This is a genomic window from Flavobacterium gilvum, from assembly GCF_001761465.1.
GTDB classification, from domain to species: Bacteria; Bacteroidota; Bacteroidia; order Flavobacteriales; family Flavobacteriaceae; genus Flavobacterium; species Flavobacterium gilvum.
In genome coordinates this window covers 19077-41366 of the sequence record NZ_CP017479.1, presented here as the reverse complement: position 1 = coordinate 41366, position 22290 = coordinate 19077, and the positions used below count along the sequence as shown (strand labels likewise).

22 protein-coding genes are annotated in these 22290 nt (G+C 34.9%); 7 read left to right on the top strand and 15 right to left on the bottom strand.

The features are described 5' to 3' along the window. The first annotated feature begins 6 nt into the window (after positions 1-6). A complete protein-coding gene (locus EM308_RS00205) occupies positions 7-1200 on the top strand; it encodes a TlpA disulfide reductase family protein (RefSeq protein WP_051877919.1) in 1194 nt (397 codons plus the stop codon). 95 nt (positions 1201-1295) lie between these two features. On the opposite strand, the gene rluF is transcribed toward EM308_RS00205, so the two are convergent. The 4 genes from rluF to EM308_RS00185 form a co-directional block, all read right to left on the bottom strand. Beyond that, positions 1296-2108, bottom strand: a complete 813-nt coding sequence (gene rluF / locus EM308_RS00200) for a 23S rRNA pseudouridine(2604) synthase RluF (RefSeq protein ID WP_035640889.1) — start codon at positions 2106-2108, stop codon at positions 1296-1298. Between the two features lie 198 nt (positions 2109-2306). After that, positions 2307-3164 carry an alpha/beta fold hydrolase gene (locus tag EM308_RS00195; RefSeq protein ID WP_035640892.1) on the bottom strand — a complete coding sequence of 286 codons (858 nt, stop codon included), beginning with the start codon at positions 3162-3164 and terminating at the stop codon, positions 2307-2309. Between the two features lie 46 nt (positions 3165-3210). After that, on the bottom strand, positions 3211-3990 hold the full coding sequence (locus tag EM308_RS00190; RefSeq protein WP_035640895.1) for a zinc ribbon domain-containing protein: 780 nt from the start codon (positions 3988-3990) through the stop codon (positions 3211-3213). 3 nt (positions 3991-3993) lie between these two features. Then, a complete protein-coding gene (locus EM308_RS00185) occupies positions 3994-5091 on the bottom strand; it encodes a Nif3-like dinuclear metal center hexameric protein (protein ID WP_035640898.1) in 1098 nt (365 codons plus the stop codon). Between the two features lie 236 nt (positions 5092-5327). Between EM308_RS00185 and EM308_RS00180 the strand changes: the two genes are divergently transcribed. The 4 genes from EM308_RS00180 to EM308_RS00165 are packed head-to-tail and all read left to right on the top strand — an operon-like array spanning position 5328 to position 7679. Next, positions 5328-5603: a DUF2683 family protein gene (locus EM308_RS00180; RefSeq protein ID WP_035640901.1), complete on the top strand. Its 276-nt coding sequence runs from the start codon at positions 5328-5330 to the stop codon at positions 5601-5603. Further along, entirely contained in the window at positions 5585-5866 is a 282-nt protein-coding gene (locus EM308_RS00175; protein WP_035640903.1) for a Txe/YoeB family addiction module toxin, read from the top strand. Before EM308_RS00180 ends, EM308_RS00175 begins: the two co-directional genes overlap by 19 nt. Before the next feature lie 3 nt (positions 5867-5869). Next, positions 5870-6895 carry a tetraacyldisaccharide 4'-kinase gene (gene lpxK, locus EM308_RS00170; protein ID WP_035640905.1) on the top strand — a complete coding sequence of 342 codons (1026 nt, stop codon included), beginning with the start codon at positions 5870-5872 and terminating at the stop codon, positions 6893-6895. Continuing rightward, positions 6867-7679 (top strand): purine-nucleoside phosphorylase, encoded by an 813-nt coding sequence (locus tag EM308_RS00165; protein WP_035640907.1) that lies wholly within the window; start codon positions 6867-6869, stop codon positions 7677-7679. Before lpxK ends, EM308_RS00165 begins: the two co-directional genes overlap by 29 nt. On the opposite strand, the gene EM308_RS00160 is transcribed toward EM308_RS00165, so the two are convergent. The 3 genes from EM308_RS00160 to lipA all read right to left on the bottom strand — a co-directional run bounded on the left by EM308_RS00160 (position 7676) and on the right by lipA (position 11806). Further along, positions 7676-9856, bottom strand: coding sequence for a tetratricopeptide repeat-containing hybrid sensor histidine kinase/response regulator (locus EM308_RS00160; protein ID WP_035640910.1), 2181 nt, complete (start codon positions 9854-9856; stop codon positions 7676-7678). The genes EM308_RS00165 and EM308_RS00160 overlap by 4 nt on opposite strands. An 18-nt stretch (positions 9857-9874) precedes the next feature. Further along, a complete protein-coding gene (gene gap, locus EM308_RS00155) occupies positions 9875-10870 on the bottom strand; it encodes a type I glyceraldehyde-3-phosphate dehydrogenase (protein WP_035640913.1) in 996 nt (331 codons plus the stop codon). Between the two features lie 66 nt (positions 10871-10936). Next, on the bottom strand, positions 10937-11806 hold the full coding sequence (lipA, locus tag EM308_RS00150; RefSeq protein WP_035640916.1) for a lipoyl synthase: 870 nt from the start codon (positions 11804-11806) through the stop codon (positions 10937-10939). Between the two features lie 240 nt (positions 11807-12046). On the opposite strand from lipA, the gene EM308_RS00145 reads away from it, so the two are divergent. After that, positions 12047-12949 carry a M48 family metalloprotease gene (locus EM308_RS00145; protein WP_035640918.1) on the top strand — a complete coding sequence of 301 codons (903 nt, stop codon included), beginning with the start codon at positions 12047-12049 and terminating at the stop codon, positions 12947-12949. 70 nt (positions 12950-13019) lie between these two features. On the opposite strand, the gene EM308_RS00140 is transcribed toward EM308_RS00145, so the two are convergent. From EM308_RS00140 to EM308_RS00105, 8 genes are all read right to left on the bottom strand, one after another. After that, positions 13020-13853 carry an energy transducer TonB gene (locus EM308_RS00140; protein ID WP_035640922.1) on the bottom strand — a complete coding sequence of 278 codons (834 nt, stop codon included), beginning with the start codon at positions 13851-13853 and terminating at the stop codon, positions 13020-13022. A 580-nt stretch (positions 13854-14433) separates the two neighbouring features. Beyond that, positions 14434-14985, bottom strand: a complete 552-nt coding sequence (locus tag EM308_RS00135) for an RNA polymerase sigma factor (RefSeq protein ID WP_035640927.1) — start codon at positions 14983-14985, stop codon at positions 14434-14436. Continuing rightward, the gene (locus EM308_RS00130) at positions 14976-16082 is read right to left on the bottom strand and encodes a glycosyltransferase (RefSeq protein ID WP_035640945.1); all 1107 of its coding nucleotides are present in this window, start codon (positions 16080-16082) and stop codon (positions 14976-14978) included. Before EM308_RS00130 ends, EM308_RS00135 begins: the two co-directional genes overlap by 10 nt. Positions 16083-16226: 144 nt before the next feature. After that, entirely contained in the window at positions 16227-17240 is a 1014-nt protein-coding gene (gene murB, locus EM308_RS00125) for a UDP-N-acetylmuramate dehydrogenase (protein WP_035640930.1), read from the bottom strand. Between the two features lie 38 nt (positions 17241-17278). Next, entirely contained in the window at positions 17279-17947 is a 669-nt protein-coding gene (locus EM308_RS00120) for a DUF2461 domain-containing protein (RefSeq protein WP_035640932.1), read from the bottom strand. A gap of 8 nt (positions 17948-17955) precedes the next feature. Then, complete coding sequence (locus tag EM308_RS00115) at positions 17956-18684, bottom strand: thioredoxin domain-containing protein (RefSeq protein ID WP_035640935.1); 729 nt, start codon at positions 18682-18684, stop codon at positions 17956-17958. Between the two features lie 72 nt (positions 18685-18756). Further along, entirely contained in the window at positions 18757-19836 is a 1080-nt protein-coding gene (recF, locus tag EM308_RS00110; protein ID WP_035640938.1) for a DNA replication/repair protein RecF, read from the bottom strand. Between the two features lie 262 nt (positions 19837-20098). After that, the gene (locus EM308_RS00105) at positions 20099-20848 is read right to left on the bottom strand and encodes an N-acetylmuramoyl-L-alanine amidase family protein (protein WP_197056155.1); all 750 of its coding nucleotides are present in this window, start codon (positions 20846-20848) and stop codon (positions 20099-20101) included. A 638-nt stretch (positions 20849-21486) separates the two neighbouring features. Here EM308_RS00105 and EM308_RS00095 point away from each other — a divergent pair. Further along, the gene (locus EM308_RS00095) at positions 21487-22263 is read left to right on the top strand and encodes a tetratricopeptide repeat protein (RefSeq protein ID WP_035641203.1); all 777 of its coding nucleotides are present in this window, start codon (positions 21487-21489) and stop codon (positions 22261-22263) included. Positions 22264-22290: the final 27 nt, after the last annotated feature.

The window sequence follows — 22290 nt, the reverse complement described above, 5'->3', positions numbered from 1 at the left end:
GTAGCTATGAAAAAAACATTATCATTCCTCTTTACAATAGTATCGATCTCTTGTTTTAGTCAAAATAACTCTAAATTTTCACTACATGGAAAAACGAAAGATATAGCCGACGGAACGGTATTGTTATTAGTAAATTCATTGACAGAAAAAAAAATGGATTCATCTGTTGTCAAGAATAATACTTTTTTGTTTAAAACTAAAATAGGTGTATTTCCAATCCAAACTGTTCTTTTTAACAGAAATTTAGGTACTAAAACAATCTGGCTAGAAAGAAATACCATGACATTCAACTCTACAGAAAACAGTTTTAGTAATGCTGTTATTACTGGTTCTAAAACAGATAGTTTAGTAGGAGTACTTAGAAAGGAAATGAGAGCTCTTAAAACCTATGAAGAAATTGTTGAAAATGAAATGAAATTTATTCAAAATAATCCCAATTCTATTTTGAGTGCTCATAACCTTTCTATTATGGCATCTGTCTTTGGAAAGAAAAAATCTACAGAACTATTTTCGAAGATGTCTGATGAAAATAAAAAGTCTGAATACGGTAAAAGAATTTCTAGTTTGTTATTGGATTTAAATGACTTAAAAGCAATCGAGATTGGAGAAAAATATAGAGATTTTTCTATGAAGAATCAAAATGAGATAGAAAAAAAGCTTTCAGATCTCAACGGAAAAGTTGTGTTGCTTGAGTTTTGGGCTTCGTGGTGTTCGCCTTGTCGCGCGGAAAATCCCAATCTTGTCAATACGTATAATAAATTTAAATCGAGTGGGTTTGAAATTTTTGCCGTTTCATTAGACGACAATAAAGATAGTTGGCTCAAAGCAATTCAAAAAGACGGATTGAATTGGGAACATGTAAGTGATTTGAAAGGAAGGAGTAGTAATAAAGCCGCTTTGTTGTATCATATAAACACAATTCCTGAAAATATTCTTATTGATAGAAATGGTTTTGTGATTGGTCGAAATTTACGTGGTGAAGATTTAAATAACAAACTTTCAGAAATATTATCAGCTCCAAGTTTAGATGTTAAGCAAGAAAAAAAAGGAACAACAATTAAGATTCCTAATTCAATGATTTGGAAAGATGAGAATGGAAAAGTATTGAGTGAATCAGAACTTGAAACAATGATTAATTCAAGGAATTATATTCCCCATATTGATACAGTGAAAAACACTGCAATACTTAAAAAAATATAATAATCCTCTCAGCCAAACTTTAAACTAAGCCACCTTGTACTTTCACTGTAGGTGGTTTAGTTTTATTACAATTTACCATTCTATAAAAAAGGGATTTAATAATCCCCTCTTTTCTTAAATCTTGGATCGTCTCTTTTGATGAATTCAGTTCTTCGTTTTGGAGTTTCTGCTTTTGGTAAGCTGGCTTCCTCGGTTTTGCTCGAAGGCTCGATAAGTTGATTGAGTTCTTTTATTTCGGCATCGGTTAAATCACGGTAGCGTCCTACAGGAATATCCAGTGAAATATTAATGATTCGGATGCGTTTCAAGGCGGTAACTTCGTAGCCTAAATATTCGCACATTCTGCGGATTTGACGATTCAATCCTTGTGTCAAAATGATTTTGAAGATGTATTTACTGATTTGCTCTACTTTGCATTTTCGGGTTACGGTGTCCAAAATAGGCACGCCATTTCCCATTCGCTCTATAAAACGATCGGTTATAGGTTTGTTTACCGTTACAGTGTATTCTTTTTCGTGATTGTTTCGGGCGCGCAATATTTTGTTTACTATATCTCCATCATTTGTCATGAAAATCAAGCCTTCACTGGCTTTGTCTAAGCGTCCGATGGGGAAAATGCGTTTAGGATAATTGATGTAATCCACAATATTATTGCGAACATCAAGATTTGTGGTGCATTCTATTCCAACTGGTTTATGAAAAGCCAGATATATGGGTTTTTCCGTTTTTTCACGAATTAATTTTCCATCTATACGCACTTCGTCCTCTGGTGCTACTTTTGTTCCGAGTTCTGGTACGGCACCATTGATGGTTACCCGACCTTCTTCTATGAATTTGTCGGCTTCACGACGGGAACAATAACCGGTTTCGGCTATGAATTTGTTGAGGCGTTTTAGATTTTCTTCCATATTGCAAAAGTAGTATTTTTTTAGATTCTAAGATTCTAAGTTTCTGAGATCCTAAGAAACTTAGATTTTGCATTTAATGCTAGCTGAAAAAGAACCAATTTTTCCATTTTAGCCCCGATTGAAGTGGAAATCCTTTTGTGCCGGGGTTCGGTACAAAAGATTGAAACGGAAAGCGGGAACCCATGTTTACAAATAAGCCTATTTTTTGGCTTCAAATAAAAAACGATAGATTTCTTGGTATAAATTATCATCGTGCATAGAATGTCCCAAATCGTTGGTTGTAATGAATTTTCCTTTTTTCCAGCCATTCGCTATTTTTTGGCCTTCTTGGTAGGAAACAACGGAGTCTGTAGTGTCGTGAGCGATGATTCCATCTATTTTGATGTGCTGTGCAAATGCTTCACCCGAGAAATTGTCCAGTTTGAAATTGAAATTTTCCAGATAGCGTTTTTCCAAAAGACGAAACATTTTTCGGTTTAGGCTCAACATTTGGATATAATTATCGAGGAGTGTCTTTAAATCAGACGGAGCGCCTAGAATTATCATTTTTTCAATGCTAGTTTCTGGGTGTAAATATTGGTGATAAATACAAGCCGAACCACCTATGGAATGGCCAATGATAATACTTGGATTGTATTTTTTTACCGCTTTGTTGATAAATTCGGCATAACGCGGTACGTTGAATTCTTTTCCGCTACTTTGTCCGTGTGCCGGTGCATCTATAGCGATGATTGTACTTCCTGATTTTTGGAGATAGGGTAGTGTTTTTTCCCAGCGTGCCGAATTGCTTTCCCAGCCGTGAACCAATAGGATTTTAGTCTCGTTTCCTTCCCAGGTGTAGGTCTGGAAATAATGCTCGTTGTGTTGGAACGTTTCTTTAACGGTGTTTTGTAAAATTGCAGGAAGGTTTTCCTTTTGTATTTTACCTACTCTTGGATTGGTAAAAAGCGCATAGGATAAATGCACTGCTTTTTTTGGGTGCACAAAATGGAGCAGGTTTATGTATTGCCCAACAGATTTGGCAACCAAGAATCGTATGCTTTTTTTAAGGTTCAAAATAGGGGGGATAAAAAAGTCCCGATAAATCGGGACTTAATTTGTATTAGAATGTTGCAAATAATTGTTCCATTTTTTCTCTTTCTTCCTGAGCTAGAACGGTGTCAACCAAAATTCTTCCTGAGTGTTCATCGATTAAGATTTTCTTTCTTGATGCGATTTCTACTTGTGTTTGTGGTGGAATTGTGAAAAATGATCCTGCGGATGCTCCTCTTTCGATAGAAACAACTGCTAGTCCGTTGCGAACACTGCTTCTGATTCTTTTGTAGGCAGCTAATAAGCGATCTTCAATCAATGCTTCGAATTCAGCTGATTTCTCAGTTAAGAATGTCTCCTCTTTTTGAGTTTCAGACATGATAGCATCAAGTTCTGATTTTTTATGTTTTAAGTGAGCCAATTTAGCTTCTAATTTTTCTTTTGAAGTAGCAATCATTTCTTTTTTGTGCTCTATAGAAGCTTTCATTTCTTTGATTTGCTTTTCGGCCAATTGAATTTCCAATTCCTGAAACTCTACTTCTTTTGTCAAAGAGTTGAATTCGCGGTTGTTACGAACGCTTTCTTGTTGTTTGGTGTATTTTTTGACAGCTTCTTTGTGTTCGTCAATTGCATTTTTTTTCTCTTTGATAAGGTTTTCGATTACTTCGAGTTCGCCTTTCAATTTCTCTGAACGAGTGCTTAAACCTGCAACTTCATCTTCTAAATCTTCAACTTCTAAAGGAAGTTCTCCTCTAACGTTTCTGATTTCGTCAATTCTAGAGTCAATTAGCTGTAAATCGTAAATTGCTCTTAACTTGTCCTCAACACTTAATTCTTTCGTATTCGCCATATTCTATAAGTACTTAACTGGATTTGTATTTTCTTCCGATAAAATGATTGCAAAATTAGGAATTTTTTTTCTAAGATAATCAACAATATACTCTTTTGTATAACGCTCACTTTCAAAATGTCCGATATCTGCCAATAAAAGTTGATTTTCTGCCTCGTAATATTGATGGTATTTCAAATCAGAAGTCAAATAAACGTCGGCTCCGGCCTGAATTGCATTTTTAATGGCAAAACTTCCAGAACCTCCCAAGACGGCCACTTTTTTTACTTTTTTTCCTGTAAAGGCCGAGTGACGAATTCCGTTGGCACCCATTTTGTCTTTTGCAAATTGTAGAAAATCCTTTTCATCCATTGGTTCTTCGAGTTCTCCGATCATTCCCAAACCAATATGTTTAAAAGTGTTCTTCATATTGTAGATTTCGGTGGCAACTTCTTCGTAGATATGGTTTTCTCTCAATGCTTTTATTATTTTGGCTTCCAAATGCTTGGCGTAAACAACCTCAATTTTAACCTCGGTTCCTCTAGAAAGCACGCCTCGTTCACCAATAGTGGGTTCGCTTTTTTCGTTTCCTTGATACGTAAAAGTACCCTCTGAGTTGAAACTGCATTTGTCATAATTCCCAATGCTTCCCGCTCCTGCTTCAAATAAAGCATTTCGAACTTTTTCGGCATTGTCACGGATGGTATAAGTAACTAATTTTCGGATATGATTTTGTTTTGGAATCAAAATCTCAGTTTTCACAAGGCCTAGGGTTTCGCAAAATATTTTGTTTACACCTTCCGGGTGATTGTCTAAGGCAGTATGTACGGCGTAGATGGCAATGTCATTTTTGATTGCTTTTAGAAGTGCTCGTTCTACATAATTTTTTCCTGTTATTTTTTTTATTCCATCAAATAAAATTGGGTGGAAAGACACTACCAAGTTGCATTTTTTTGTGATGGCTTCGTTAATTACATTTTCCAAGGCATCGTGGCAAACCAAAATTCCGGTTGCTTTTGCATTTTCGTCCCCAATTATTAAACCAACATTGTCAAAATCTTCGGCGTAAGCTAATGGAGCCATTGTTTCAAGAACTGAAAGAATTTCTTTTATTGTACTCATTTTTTAATCTTTTCAGGATATTTGTTTGCTGTATTTTTATAAACTAATAACACAAAATGTTTGAAATTTATCTAAAAAGTTGCTATCAGTTTGTTTTTAATAATTTCCGTTCAAAGATAAAATATTAAACTTTCGTAAAATGAATTTACTGCGAAAAATATTGTTTCCCAAGCATGCTTTTTTTTACCAAATAAAAACCGTGATATTTTGTACATTTGTGAATTAAATCAATAGTCATGACTACAATAACCATAAAAATTAACGAGCGCACAAAAGCAGGAAAGGCATTTATGGCAATGTCGGAGACTTTTTTTAAAAACGTTGAAGGTATTGAGATTATTGAAACGGATTCTAAAAAAATAAAAAAAACCGATACGAGCGATAGCGAATCAGAGAAGAAAAGCCCTTATAGCACTGATTTTGTTGCCAAAATAAAAAAAGCTGAAGCTAACATTAAAAAAGGAAATACAACAAGGTTAAATCCTGATGATATATGGGGAAGTATTTTGTAGAATTTGAAGATGTCGCCCGTAAAAACTTGAAGGCTCATTATAAATCGGGGAACAAATCTACTATAAAAAAAATTGAAAAAATACTTTTAGAACTTACTGAAAGTCCCTTTTCAGGAGAAGGTCAGCCCGAAGAATTAAAGTATAATTTGGAAGGGTATTGGTCAAGGAGAATCAATAAAAAAGACCGAATTGTTTATCGAGTAGAAGCTGAAATTGTAACTGTTTTTGTGGTTTCCGCAATGGGGCATTATTTTGATAAATAATTTATGAATTTACTGCGAAAAATATTATTTCCATTTGCCATTTTGTATGGCTTAATTACCAATATCCGCAATTTGCTTTTCGATGCAAGAATTTTGAAATCATTTTCTTTTGATTTACCTGTTATTGCTGTGGGAAATCTCAGCGTGGGCGGAACAGGAAAAACACCTCAAATTGAATATTTGATTCGGTTGCTTTCAGATAAATACAAAGTTGCGACATTGAGCAGGGGATATAAAAGACAATCCGAAGGTTTTGTTTTGGCCGATTCAAGTTCTGATGCATTGCAATTGGGGGATGAACCATTCCAATTTTATCAAAAATTCAGAAATATTCAGGTTGCCGTAGATGCCAATAGAAAGAATGGAATCGAAAAATTGTTGTTGAATTCAAATCCTCCCGAAATTATTTTATTGGATGACACTTTTCAGCACAGAAAGGTAAACGCAGGATTTTATATTCTTCTTACGTCTTATGGAGATTTGTATTGTAACGATTTTATGCTGCCTACAGGAAATTTAAGAGAAAGCAGGAGTGGTGTGCAAAGAGCTAATATTGTTGTGGTTACAAAATGTCCTTCAAATCTTTCCTTGGGGGAGCAAAATTCTATAAAAAAACAACTGAATCTGGCTTCTAATCAAACTTTGTTTTTTACCTTTATTGAGTATGATGGTGTGGTTTATTCTAATGAAAAAACCATAAATGTTGCCGAAGTAAAAAAGATGGATAAGATACTTTTGGCAGGAATAGCGAAGCCTGAATCATTTTTTACACATTTGAAAAAGGAAAATGACGAATGTCTGACTTTTCCTGATCATCATAATTTTAGCGAAAGCGAACTAGAAGAAATTAAGAAAAAAGCAGGCGGCAAGGTTATTGTAACAACAGAAAAAGATTATGTCCGATTGAAAGGAAGTATATTAAGTGAACAGCTTTATTTTTTGCCAATAAAAAGTTCGTTCCTTTCAGATGGAGATGATTTTGATAAAAATATTTTAAGTTATGTGGGACAAAGTACAAGAAACAGTTAGTTATATAAAAAACAAAATAGATTTTACGCCGGAATTTGGGGTGATTTTAGGCTCCGGATTGGGAGGTTTTACCAATGATATTGCGATTGAATTTAGGTTGCCTTATGAGGAAATTCCAAATTTTCCCGTTTCGACAGTTCAAGGACATAAAGGGGCGTTGGTTTTTGGGACCATTGGTAGTAAAAAAGTGGTTGCCATGCAAGGACGCTTTCATTATTATGAAGGGTATTCCATGAAGGAAGTTACTTTTCCGGTACGTGTGATGAAGTATTTGGGTATTCAAAAATTAATTGTTTCGAATGCTTCGGGAGGTGTGAATCCAAATTTCAAAGTGGGTTCAATCATGATTATCAAAGATCATATCAATTTTATGCCGGAACATCCTTTGCGAGGAAAAAATGATGAACGTTTTGGACCAAGATTCGTAAATATGAGTCAGCCATATTCCGTTGAAATGATTGCAAAGGCAAAAGAGATTGCCCATGAGTTTAATATTGAGGTTCATGAGGGCGTTTATTTAGGCTTGCAGGGACCAACATTTGAAACTTTGGCAGAATACAGAATGGTTAAGATTATGGGTGCTGATTGCGTGGGAATGTCAACCGTTCCTGAGGTGATTGTGGCACGACACATGGATTTAGAAACCTTTGGTGTTTCCATCATTACTGATATGGGCGATGAGGAAAGTATAGAAACCATTTCGCACGATGAGGTTTTGGAAGCGGCCAAAGGTGCTGAGCCTCATTTGCGTAAGCTAATCAGTGAGTTGATAGCGAGAAATTAGGAAATGATTAAATTTTGGGCAATAGTGTCATAAAAATCTTCGGCGACAAATGGTTTTGTAATCACATCTGTCATGCCAAATGAGAGTAACATTTCTCTGTTTTCATTTAATGAAATTGCTGTAAGGGCGAGAATTGGGGTTATGTTGTCAAACTCCCTGATTTGTTGTGTCGCGATAGTACCATTTATTCCCAATAAATGAACATCCATTAATACCAGGTCGAATGTATCGTCTTTCAATATTTCGATTGCGTCTTCCCCATTGTCCAGAATAGTGCAATCCATACCTTTGTTTACCAGCATTTTTTTGGTAATCATCTGGTTGATTTTATTGTCTTCAACCACAAGTATTTTTTTGTTCTTAAAGATTTCTGGATTGTAATTTTTGGTAGTAACTTTTTTAAACATCGGTTTGCTGTCCACTTTGAAGTTCAATTCAAAAGAAAAAGTAGAACCTTCTCCAACAATACTTTTAAGTCGGATATGGCCTCCTAAAATGCGAACCAGTTTTTTTACGATTGTTAATCCTAGTCCGGTGCCTCCAAATTTTCTGTTGATTTCAACCGATCCCTGCGAAAAACTTTCGAATACAGTTTTTAATTTATCTTCTGGAATTCCAATACCCGTGTCGACAATTTGAAAAAATATTGTGGCGTTTTCATTTTGGTAGTTTCTTAATCGTGCAGCTACAATAACAGTTCCGTTATTGGTGAATTTGAGTGCATTGTTGATTAAATTCATGAAAATTTGAGACAGTTTTGTAGGGTCTCCGATTAAATTTTCGGGTATGGATGGATCAACCTTGAGAATAAATTTATTATTGTTTATCGTTGCAATTTCTTTTAGAGAGTTTTGAATGTCTCCCAATAACTGTTTGATATTGAAATTAATATATTCAATTTCGAGTTTGTTAGATTCAATTTTGTTTATTTCCAAAATATCATTGATGAAGGTGGTCAAATAGTTGCCCGAAAATTTTAAAGAGGACAAATAATGCATCTGTGATTTTTTTGGTTTTTCTTCCAATAAAAGGTGGGTAATTCCGTTGATGGCGTTCAGTGGTGTTCTAAGTTCGTGGCTTACAGTGGAAAGAAATTCAGACCTTGCTTTGGAAGCTTCTTCTGCCTTGTTTTTCGCAGCAATCAATTCATTGTTTTTTTCTCTTAATAATGCATTGGTTTGGTTACGAATGATATTGTTTTTGTAAAGAGATAAGCTCAAAAGGGATAAAACAGATATGATTGCAATGGCTAAAATGCTTATTAGTTTTGAAAATTTATCAGCTTTTTCTTTTTCTTTATTTTCTTTCTCGAGTAATAATTCTTCTTGTTTCCGTTGGGATTCCTTGAATACTTCATAGTCGTTTATGCCTAGTTTTTCTTCATTGGCTAGAACGATGCTTTCTTTTACATTCAAATGTTTTTTTAAGTAGGCAAAGGCATTAGATTTGTCAAGCAATTTGTCGTAAACGGTACTTAGGGCTAATAAAATATTAGACTTTTGAATCGTGCTTTTAGTTCTTAGATTTAATTCTAAGGCTCGGTTAAAGTAATTCAAAGCCAAATTATACCTTTTGTTGGTAGCTTCAATTGTTCCAATTTGGTAAAAGGCTTCGGCTTTTGGGTAGGTTAGAATGTCACTGTTTGGTTTTGAAATAATGTTGTTGAATAGGTTTGAAGCCAAGTCGTTGTCACCTTTTATTTTTGCGAGAATCCCTTTTTGTAAATTAATTAAATCCGTCTTGTCGTCAATGTTTAATTCTTTTTTAATTTTTTCGGCATTGAAAATACAGATTTCGGCAAGGGGGTAATTTTTTTTCTCCGTATAGGACAAACTTAAATAGTAATAGGCATTTGCTACTTTATTATCAGGGGCATTGGAAACGGTGTTGAATAACTTAATGCTTTTGCCTAATAATTCGATTGCATCATTATGAAGATTTAGATCAAAATAAATTTTACCTAAGTTGTATGTTTGGATAGCCTCGTTTTCAGAATCGTTATTTTTTTTACTGAAATCGATAGCTTTTTGAGTTAATGATAAAGCTTTTTTATAATTATTGTTTTTGATATTCTCGCTTGCAGATATTGAATAATAGGCGATACTGTCCGCCTTTTTTTCAATTTGGCAATAGAGTAGAGAATGAAAAAAAACAGTAAATAATAAAAAGTATTTCATGATTGGGGCTGTTTTTTGTTATTTTTTTAATAACAAAATCAGATCTATAAGCCTTGATGAATATCCAATTTCGTTATCGTACCAACCTACAACTTTTACCATTTTGTCGATTACAGAAGTAAGTTGAGAATCAAATATACATGAATTTTTATTTCCAATTACATCAATTGACACAATAGGGTCATCTGTATATTCTAAAATTCCCTTCAAATTGGTTTCTGACGCCAATTTAAAAGCGTTGTTTATTTCCTCTATCGTGACAATTTTTTTTACGTTGAAGGTTATGTCCGTAAGGGAACCATCAGGAACGGGTACCCTAATTCCGCAACCACCCATTTTGCCGTCTAATGAAGTAAAGATTTTTGTTAAGGCCTTTGCTGCACCCGTTGTCGTTGGGACAATAGATTGGCTTGCGCCTCTAGCTCTGCGTAAATCTTTATGGGGTTGATCGTGTAAGCTTTGATCTGTTGTAAAAGAGTGAATTGTTGTGATGTAGGCTTGCTCGATTCCGCAAAGTTCTTCAATTACTTTGATCATTGGCGCTGCATTATTGGTAGTACAGCTGGCATTGGATACAATAGTTTCGGTTCCATCAAGAATAGATTCATTAACGCCCAAAACCACAGTTTTTATCGTGTCAACTTCAGATGGAGCTGAGAGAATTACTCTTTTGGCTCCAGCCAAAATATGGTTGTTTATCTCTTCAAAAGTTTTGAACTTGCCAGTAGATTCTATAACAAAATCGATGTCAACACTTTTCCAGTCTAAATTTGAAATATTTTTTTCGTGGAAAAACAAAAAATGCTTTCCGTCAACAATAATTCCTTTTTCATCGTTGCTTACCGCAAAAGGCAAAACACCGTGAATGCTGTCGTATTTAACTAAATGAGCCATTGTTTTTTTATCGGCAATGTCATTTATGGCGACTACTTCAATAGAGGGGTGGTCCAAAAGCAATCGAAATAAATTTCGTCCGATTCTTCCAAAACCATTGATGGCAATTCTTGTTTTCAATTTTTCGTTTATTTGTTTAACCGTTTAATCGTCTAACCGGTTTGGCAATTAAACGATTAAACTTTGTTATAAAATGTGTTTTTGTGCTTTATATGAAGATCGAACCAATGCTCCACTTTCTACATGACGGAATCCTAATTCCAGACCGAATGCTTCATATTTTTTGAATTGATCCGGAGTGATGAATTCTTTTACAGGAAGGTGTTTTTTAGTTGGCTGTAAATATTGACCGATGGTCACAATGTCTACATTTGCAGCATATAAATCGCGCATAGTTTGAAAAACTTCTTCTTCTTTTTCACCAAGACCAAGCATAATTCCCGACTTAGTTCTGTTAATCCCTTTTTCTTTCAAGTATCTTAAAACTTCCAAACTTCTGTCGTACTTGGCTTGAATGCGTACTTCTCGAGTGAGTCTTCGAACGGTTTCCATATTGTGAGAAACCACTTCAGGATTGGCCTCTACGATACGGTCGATGTTTCTTTCGATGCCTTGAAAATCTGGAATTAGAGTTTCCAAAGTTGTGTTTGGATTCATTCTACGGATAGCTTTTACAGTTTCTCCCCATATAATAGAACCTCCATCTTTCAAATCATCCCTGTCCACACTAGTGATTACGGCATGCTTGATATTCATAATTTTTATTGAACGGGCCACTTTCTCAGGCTCGTCCCAATCGACAGTTTCTGGCCTTCCGGTTTTTACACCACAAAAACCGCAGGAACGGGTACATACATTTCCTAAAATCATAAATGTTGCCGTACCTTCCCCCCAACATTCTCCCATATTTGGGCAGCTCCCAGAAGTACAGATTGTATTAAGGCTATATTTGTCAACTAAACCGCGAAGTTCAGTATATTTTTGTCCAATAGGTAGTTTTACTTTTAGCCATTTTGGCTTTCCCACAGGGAGTGTATTGTCTAAAGCAGTTTCCATATTTCATTTATTCAGAATGCAAAGATAAGGAATGTAGTTTTAGAATTTGAGTTCCCTAATTATGAATTTTGATAAAACTTAGATGATTATCAAGTTGTTTTTTGACTTAAAGAGTTGTTTTTTTATAGATTGACTTAGCGTTTTTTAGTGTTAATTTTTTTTTAAGATTATACTAAAAAGGTGTTTTTGTTGTTTAGCAGTTGCAGTATATTTGTAGTATAAAATTAAATATAATAAAAGATGAACACAAAATCATTATTTTTAAGCGCTTCGGCTGTCCTTTTTGGATTTTCTGTGGCTCAGGCTCAAATTAATCTTGGGGAAAGAGCATTAGGTGCTGTTCAAAAAGGAATAACGGGATTTACTATTACCGATGCGGATGCGGCTGCTTTGTCCAAAGCTGCGGTTGATAAAATGGATACCGAAAATAAAGTGGCAGAACCAACAGATCCTTACGCTATTCGATTGGCACGAGTTTTTGGGAAATACACTAAAGGGGATACTTATACCTTAAATTATAAAGTCTATTTGACTAAAGATGTCAATGCTTTTGCTACAGCTGATGGTAGTGTACGTGTTTTTTCGGGATTGATGGATATTATGGACGATAACGAATTAATCGCTGTTATTGGTCACGAAATTGGTCACGTAAATAATCACGATTCAAGAGATGCGATGAAAGCAGCATATAAAAAAGAAGCTTTAATTGATGCCGCAGCTTCACAATCTAATAAAGTAGCTGCTGTTACTGATAGTCAATTAGGTAAAATTGGTAGCGCGATTATTGATTGTAAATTTAGTAGAAAACAAGAATCCGAAGCTGATTTGTTTGCTTATGAATTCATGAAAAAAAATGGATATGATGTAAATGCTGAGGAATCGGCGTTTAGAACATTGGCTAAAATGAGTCAAAGTGCTGAGAGTTCCTTTATTGATCAAATGATGAGTTCGCATCCAGATTCTAACTTGAGAGCTGATACAGCCAAAGCAAGAGCAGAGAAAGACGGTTTGTATAAAGCTTATATGAAAAAGCCTATCATTAATGGGGCTTTGCCTGTTGCAAAGAAAACCACAACAACTAAAACCACAACTAAGGCTACTACAACTAAAACAGCCACAAAAACTACTACAACCAAGAAGTAATTATAGTTGCAAATAATAAAAAAAGCCGAGCTCCTAGAAGTTCGGCTTTCTGTTTTATATGGGTAAAAATCTAATTCGGTTGAATGGTGATTGGAAGGTTATAAGCAGTTCGAACTGCTTTGCCGTCAATCATTCCAGGAGTCCATTTTGTTTTTAGGGATTTCAGAACTCTTACGGCTTCTTTTCCTAAACCATATCCAGGATCTTTCAATACACGAATGTCTGTCATGCTTCCATCTTTTTCAATAACAAATGCGACATTTACACGAATCGCTGAATCGCCATCCAGTTCCGGTTTTTCAAAATTATTGCCAACATAAGAATAAAATTTATTGATTCCTCCAGGGAATTCAGGTAATTTATCCAATAGAGCGCTCGATACAATTGTGCTTTCGGTAATGCCAGGCGAACTTGTTCCAGTACCTGTTCCTGTTGAGTTTGATGTGCCAACTCCTGATCCTGTAGCCTCAGTTGTTCCAGTGTTTGGAAGGTTTTTGAGTTCGTTGTTGGTAGCAATATCAATTGGAGTTGCAGCGGTTGAAGTTACAACTTCCGGATTAATGAGCTGTTGGCTGGTAATTGGTTCCTGGGTAATTGGTTCTTTAATTTGAGGTATTGCTGCCTCTTCATGACTCGCTGGTGGAGGAGGAACATAAGTGTCTAAATTCACAATTGTAGCCGGTTCTAATTTTGGAGTCAAAGTTGTGATTTGGTGTTCTGGATTCAGGTAGTTATAAATCTTCGGGAGGCTTGCGGCTACGGCCAAAAGCAATACTCCCGTTAAGAGTGCGAAAATAGACGTTTTGGTGTGTTCCTGGCGTAAATTATAGGCTCCGTATTCTTTGTTTCTGTCTTCGAATACAAGATTAGTCCAGCTGTTTTCGTAGATGTTTAATTTAGACATGATTTATGGATTTAATGGTTAAGTAATAGTCAAGTCATAAGTGTTTTTTTAAATGATTTTTAGGTTTTGGTTTAGAATAATGATGTTTTATGGATAACAGGTGTGTAGTTTTTAATTCAATTGTTAAAAATTATAGATATAAGTAAATGTAAGAAAAATTATTAGATAAGTAGTAGTAATTTAACAAATATTTTCTAGGAAGATGTTTTTTTAACAGAGTTTAATTGTTGCTGTTTTTTTTGGATGATTATTAAAAGGCAAAATCTTTCTTTTTAGCCCCGATTACTTCACTATAGTTTTATTTTCATAGGAGTTCAGTGAACTTTCGTTTGCAGTGAAAATCCTTTTTGTTTTTTCTTTAAAAATAAAAAGATTGCAACGAAAAGCGGTAACAATGCCTGCTGAAAAAGCCTAATTTTTCTGCTCCAAAAAATAATAATCGAACTTGGGATGAAGAGAATTCAAGAGTCTGCGAAAGTCTGCGAAATCTGCGTGAAAAAAAACTAACAAAGTAGGTCTTTAAACAATAATTGAATCAGATTTTTTAGGAAGAAGTGTTTTTTTGTTGTTGTTAAAGAAATTATCGTCTGTTTTGGATGATTTCCGAAAGCAATTTTTTGGCACGAAGTAATTTTATTTTTACGTTGCTCAAAGGTTCGTCTATTTTATTGGCAATTTCCTGATAACTCATCTCTTGGAAATAACGTAACTGAATAACTTCTTGGTAATGAGGTTTTAATTCCTTTATAAATTGTAATAGTTGCGAAAGATTTTGCTCTGTAATCAAAACATCCTCTGCCGATGGGGTTGTATCGGCAACATTATACGCAGTTTGATCCTGTTCATCAGTTATTTCGATGAAAAGGCTTGATTTTTTTTTGCGAATTAAATCAATATGTACATTTTTTGCAATGGAAATCAGCCAGGTATTGAATTGATATTCTGGGTTGTACGAGGCTATTTTATCAAATGCTTTAGAAAAAGTTTCAATGGTTATGTCTTCGGCGATAGTTTCGTTCTCGGTTCGTTTTAGCATGAAGCCGTACACTTCATTCCAATAATAATCCAATAGAAAGGTAAAGGCTACTTGATTTCCTTTTTTTGCTTTTTCTATTTGTTTGTTTATTTCCAATGTGCAGGTTTTGAAAAGATGTTGGTTATAAAAACATTAATTTGAGTGAATATAAGTATAATTTCTATAATAGGATACCAATACATCACATCTTTTTCTTTTAATTTTCCGGCAGCAAACCCGGCAACAATCCAAGTTACCAAGTATCGGAACCCAATAAGGCTCAGAACCAAAATCCATTGGAATTGAAAAATAAGTAGTGGAATTGGCAATAATAAAAACAATAATTGTGAGCTGAAAAAGAGTCCTAATTGTATTTTATCAAAAGCTTTGTAATGTTTGGCCGTGGCAACGTGTCTTCTTTTTTGGATAAACCAATCTTTAAAAGTCGATTTTGGAGCCGAGTAAGTGAAGCTTTCAGGGCTGTAACTGATAGTGATATTGTCTGAATTTGCTGCCTGGTTAATGAATAAGTCATCGTCGCCAGAACGAATCTGAATATGGTCTATAAAACCGTTTACTTTGAAAAACTCTTCTTTTTTGTATGCTAAATTACGGCCAACACCCATATAAGGTTTGCCAATTTTTGCCCAGGAAAAATATTGGATGGCGGTAAGTAAGGTTTCGTATCGGATTATTTTATTCAAAAAGGAATTACCTGCTTTTTCATAAGCTCCATATCCCAAAATGATAGTTCTTTGTCTTGTAAATCGAGAACTCATGGCGGTTATCCAATCTTTGGAAGTAGGATAGCAGTCGGCATCGATAAATAAAAGGTGTTCTTTTCTGGCAGCCTTAATTCCCAGTGTTAATGCATATTTTTTGTTTCCCCAAAAAGCCTCATTGTTTTTTACTTTTACCAAACGAATATTTGGATATTGTTTTTCAAATTCTTCAAAAATCTCCAGGGTATTGTCTCTGGAAGCATCGTCAATCAAAACAATTTCAAAGTCCGGATAATTTTGTTCAGCTAATAAAGGAATGTATTTTATTACGTTTTCTTCTTCGTTTTTGGCACAAACTATTACGGAAATTGGTATGTTTTTCGCTTCAATTTCTTGTGTTCTGGCAAAAGAAAATTTTGTAAAAACAACGAGATAATAAAAAAGTTGAATGACAATTATTGCAATAAAAAAGTATAAAGTAAAGGTTAGCATCATGTATTTTTTTGGCTTTTAAAAACGATTGCAAAGGTAATTAACAATTGAAAATTATTTATGTAAATAAGCAATTACTTTTTTTATTTGGATATTTCTTTTCTGCTATTTTCAATTTTTGCTCTGCAATCGGAATTCTATAATCTATATGATGTTAACTTCTGCCTCAATATGGATGCCAAACGTATTGAACACCGTATCCTGTACTGTTTTGGAAACTTCTAGAATTTCCTGTCCTGTAGCTCCACCATAATTCACTAAAACTAATGCTTGGTTTTTATGGATTCCGGCATCGCCAAAACGTTTTCCTTTTAATCCGGCTTGTTCAATCAGCCAACCTGCAGGAACTTTGACTTCGGTTGCTGAAATGTCAAAGAATCTCATTTCGGGGAAATTTTGGTGGATTTTCTCAAAATCAGTTTTTAAAAGTATCGGGTTTTTAAAAAAACTACCGCTGTTTCCCAATTCTGCAGGATCGGGTAATTTGCTTTTTCGAATAGCAATCACGGCATTGCTCACGTCTTTTAGAGTGGGAGTTGTGATGTTGTTTTTTGTCAATTCAGCAAGAATGTCTCCGTAGGAAGTGTTTATTTTATGGTTCTGTTTCGTTAGTTTGAAAACAGCAGAAGTGATGATGTATTGGTCTTTGACCTCGTTTTTGAAAATACTTTCTCGGTATCCAAAATTACATTCTTCTTTAGTGAAAGTTCTCATTTCCTGACTCTCGATATTGATAGCTTCGCAGGAAACAAAAGTGTCTTTCATTTCGACTCCATAAGCGCCAATGTTTTGTACGGGTGTTGTACCAACATTACCGGGAATAAGCGACATATTTTCGATTCCGCCAAAGTTTTGGTCAATGGCCCAAAGCACAAATTCATGCCAGTTTTCGCCAGCTTGGCTTTCAACCCAAACATAATCGGCATCTTCTTTGAGTATTTTTTTTCCTTTTAAATCAATATGGATTACTAGCGCTTCGATATCTTTTGTCAAAAGCATATTGCTCCCTCCGCCAAGGATGAATTTTTTTTGATTTTTATTTTGTTCCAAAATGCTTTTTAATTCGGCTACACTGTGGACGGCGACAAATTGTTCGGCTTTGGCTTCAATGCCAAAAGTGTTGTAGTTTTTTAAAGAAAAATGATGCAAAATCTCCATAAGGAATTGTAATTAATGAGTAGTGTTTGGCTTTGAAATTATTCTGATAATGCTCTGTCGATAAAATTATTAAATGGTTTTAAGGCAATCATTTTTTCGGCGATTATCGAGACAAAATCTTTTTGGGTTGCCAGTTTTGTGTCAAATTTTTGAATAGCAGTAAAACTTTTTAGTTTCAAGAATTCAATAGCTGGGTCTTCTTTATCGTATCCTTTTGGTGGATTTTTCAGGGTTGAATTTTCGTCCCTGCTTAAACTTTCGTAAATGGATTTGAACTTTTTATCGTTAAGAATTTCGACCAAATCATCATAGAAAAAGTGAATTTCTTTTCTGATTTTTTGAAGCTGATCCGGTTGCGGACAATACAATCCGCCTCCAACAAAACAGTTTTCGTTTTCGATATGAAGATAATAACCCGGAGCCTCAATGTGTTTGGAGCCCGGAGAAATCCAAATTCCTAAATTGGTTTTATAAGGTGATTTGTCTTTGGAAAATCGAATGTCACGATTGATTCTGAAAACACAATTTTTGACCTCCATCATTTCCAATGAGGAATCAAGCGGTTTCAGTGTGTCGAGTAAAGAACCCACTAGTTGATGGTAGTCTTTTTTTACAGCTTCGTAACGTTTTTTGTTTTCGAGAAACCAATCACGATTGTTATTGGCTTTTAAGTCTTCGAGAAATTGCAGCGTGTCTTTTGAGAGCATAGGCCAGATTATTGTAATTGGGTTTTTAAATCTTCTTCACTGACGAATCCAGATTTTTGCCATGTAATTGCTTTGTTTTTATACAAAACCAAAGTAGGCAGTTCGCTGATTTTTAGTTCCTGCATAATCGTTTTGTTTTCGTCGGCATTTAATCGGATGATGACCACTTTGTTATTCATCTCTTTTTGCATTTTCAGTATATAAGGCTCCATTTTTTTGCAGGGAGCACACCAAGGTGCGTAAAAGCTTATCAGTACTTCTTTGTCGGTATTTAATAATTCGGAATATTCCTGACTGCAAATACCTATGATTTTGGTGTCTGGTTTTGCCAACCCTGCAGCTTCCCATTTTAGCATTCCTCCGTCGAGATTATAGATGGTTGTAAAGCCCAATTCGGCTAATTTATCAGCCGCTTTAGCACTCCTTCCGCCACTTTTGCAATACACAAAAACGGGTTTTGTTTTGTCGTATTTGTCGGTTCTTAAGACAAAGCTATCACTGAGGAAATTTACATTATCTGAGTTTTCGATATGTCCCGATGCATATTCTTCGGGTGTGCGAACATCTAGAATTTGAGCATTTGGAGTTGCTTTTATTTTTTCTGAATAGGAGGCAACATCAATTGTTTTAACGGTTTGTGATGCTTTTACGTCGCAGTATAAAGGAGGCGACGTTTGTCCTTTGCCGGAAAATACAATTAAGCAGATGGCAAGTAAATAGAAATAATTAATTTTCATTGGGACGTTATTATTATAATTTGTGTAAAATTACGCATTTTTTGCCTTTTTGAATCTTTAAGTAATCTTAAATCACAAATTGAAAATCGTGTAACTCTGCAATGTCGATTTTACGATTGTTTCCGTGCGTTCGGGGTGCGTGTCTGATATAAAAAGCTGCCCAAAAGTGTCGTTGTTGACCATTTCGATAATTTTGGAAACGCGGTTTTCGTCCAGTTTATCGAAGATGTCATCAAAAAGCAGAATGGGTTTTACTCCGCTTTGTTTTTTTAGGAATTCGAATTGAGCTAGTTTCAGCGCTATTAAGAAGGATTTTTGCTGACCTTGTGAACCAAATTTTTTAATTGGATAATTGTCTATTTCAAAGGAAAGATCGTCTTTATGAATTCCCATGCTGGTGTATTGCAGGATACGGTCTTTGTTGATGCTTTCCCGTAAGAGCGTCAATAATTCATTTTCGAATAAATGGCTTTCATAAATCAACTGAACAGATTCTTGCGAACCGGTAATGTTGTGGTGGTGAAAGTTGAAAATAGGAATGAATTCTGCAACGAAAGCTTTTCTTTTTTCAAAAATGTATTGACCAAATTCGGTTAACTGCTCATTATATATAGATAAGGTATCGTTATCATAAGTGTGGTTCAGCGCAAAATACTTTAGCAATGCGTTGCGCTGACTCATGATTTTTTGGTACTGAATGAGTTGCTGTAAATATTGTGAGTCCAATTGGGAAATCACGCTGTCCATAAATTTTCTTCTGGTTTCGCTGCCTTCTACAATTAAATCCGTGTCGGCTGGCGAGATAATGACCAACGGAATAAATCCGATATGGTCTGAGAATTTATCGTAGGCTTTTCCGTTGCGTTTCAGGATTTTTTTTTGACCTTTTTTGAGACTGCAAACGATTTGTTCGGTTCTGTCGTTTTTTTCGAATTCGGCATCAATTACGAAAAATTCTTCGCCGTGTTTGATGTTTTGAACAGCAAGCGGATTGAAATAACTTTTTCCATACGACAAATGATAGATCGCATCCAATACATTGGTTTTTCCGATGCCGTTTTTGCCAACGAAACAATTGATTTTGCTGTCAAATTCGAAATTGGCTTCGGAGAAATTTTTGTAATTGAATAAGGATATTTTCTTTAAATGCATCTGAATGTCTTGCTGGAATTGTTGGCTTCGAAACCTTTTTCTGGGTGGTTTTTAAGCGGCTGCAAATTATTGAAAAATATCGATATATAAGGAAGGGAAATGAATTTAAAAAAGTTTCCGACGGTTGAAATCACGGACTATGGCAAACTAAAGTCAAAACTTCAATAGCGTTTTTATTTTTAATTATGGTATAGCCAACGGTTTCAACCGTTGAGGATAATATTATGAGTCTTGTTTAAATAGGAAAGTTTCAGCTGTTATCTCAAAAATTTTCCTTTTTGTAACTTATGATAGCTTTTGCAATTGCTGAGGCAATGTCGTTTTGTCCTTTTTCAGATTCTAGTACACTTACATCATTTTTGTTGGAAATAAAACCTATTTCGATTAAAACTCCGGGCATTGTGGTAGCGTCCAGAACCCACAGCGGCTCTTGTTTGATTCCTCTCGATTTTATGGCGTTGGAATTTGAAAAGTTATTCTGTATTTTTTTCGCAAGATCAATACTGCTCGTTAGATTGCTTTCCTGCAGGATTTGTAATCCTATTAATGTTTCGGGTTTGTTTGGGTCAAAACCTTTGTAGGATTTCTGATAATTGTCTTCGAGAAAGATTACGGAGTTTTCTGTTTTTGAAACTTCTAAATTCATATTTGCTCTGGACATTCCCATTACATAGGTCTCGCTTCCATTTCCTGTGAGATTCTTATTTGCATTACAATGAATCGAAATGAATAAATTTGAATTGGCGTGATTGGCAATTTTTGCTCTTTTTCTAAGTTCAATAAATTCGTCGGTTTTTCGGGTATATACTAAATTGATATTTGAATTTTTCTCTAATATTTTGCCAACTTTCAGTGCAACTGCGAGAGTTAGGTTCTTTTCTTTGTTGCCAAAATATTTGGCTCCTTCATCTTTTCCGCCGTGACCAGCATCGAGTGTAACCGTGAAATTTTTGGATTGCCCATAAACAGTAGCCATAAAAAGCATTGTTAAAAAAGTGAATGCAATTTTCATTTTTTTTGATAAGTTCATCTAATCGTCAATTTAATGAATTAAAATACTTGGGGTTTTGTGTGGGGAGTGTTTGATTTGTAAAAGATTACAAATCGGTGTTGTTGGGTGCAAATTATTGAAAAATATTGATATAATAAGATAGGGATCTGATTTAAGATTTTCGATTAGCGTTTTTTGATTTAAGATTTAACCAAATTATTTTTAACTTCTTAAATCTAAAGTCTTTTTTGTTCGCTTGCGTGAGGGCAATGTCATTAAGTTAAGGATATAAAACCATCGTTTTGTCATTCCGAGGTACGAGGAATCTCACTAGTGACTCACGTTATGTGATTTCTCCTTCGTCGAAATGACATAAAAAACGCTTAACTTAATGACATTGTGCGTGAGGGATAGGAGCAAGCTACCAAAGTAGCGCGGATAGCCCGACCCCGTTGTGCAAAGGGGCGTATAAACGCAACAGTTGATTGGCCCCTTTGTGCAACGGGGGCACGCCCAAATTATTGAGATATTGTGTGTGGTTTTTTGGGATGAAATTGTGATGAGAATATTTTTTTCTAAAAATTAAGATAAAATCAAATTTTTTTACGTGCATAACAATAAAAATTTTATTTTTGCCGTTCACTAAATTAAAATTTTAAATGGCTACTTACAGTAAAAGAGGATATAAAGCACCAAAAGAAAAGGAAGTAAAAGACGATGCAGTTGAAAATGTAATGATTGATGAAAAAGACAGCGCTACGGCTGAGGTTTTTTCGAAACTAGACGAAACGGCTTCTAAAACAGAAGACTGGGTTGCTAAGAATCAAAAAATTATTATCGGGGTTGTTGGTGCAATCACATTGGTAACTGTTGGTTATTTTGCTTATCAAAAATTTATTGCTAATCCTAAAGAAGAGGATGCTGCAAGTGAAATGTTTGTTGCTCAGTCTAATTTTGAAAAAGCGACAAATGGCGTTGCTAGTGATTCTTTGTACAAATTGGCATTGAATGGATCTGAAGGTAAATTTGGATTTGTGAAAATCGCTGATGAATATTCAGGGACTGCAGCTGGGAATTTGGCTAACTATTATGCAGGAATTGCTTATTTGAATACTGGTAAATATGATGAGGCTATCAGTTATTTGGGTAAATTCAGTTCGACTGATGTGATGTTGAGCGCTTTGGCAAAAGGAGCTATCGGAGATGCTTATTCTCAGAAAAAACAACCTAAAGAAGCTTTGGAAAATTACATTAAAGCGTCTGAGGCCAGTAAAAATGATTTTACAACGCCACGTTTCTTGATGAAAGCCGGTAAAGTTGCTTTGGCTTTAGGAAATAAAGCAGATGCCTTGAAGTATTTTACTGATATTAAAGAAAATTATGAAAACTCACCAGAAGCTGCAACAGTTGATGGTTTGATTGGTTTGGCACAATAGTAAAAAGATTTAAGATTGTTGATTTAA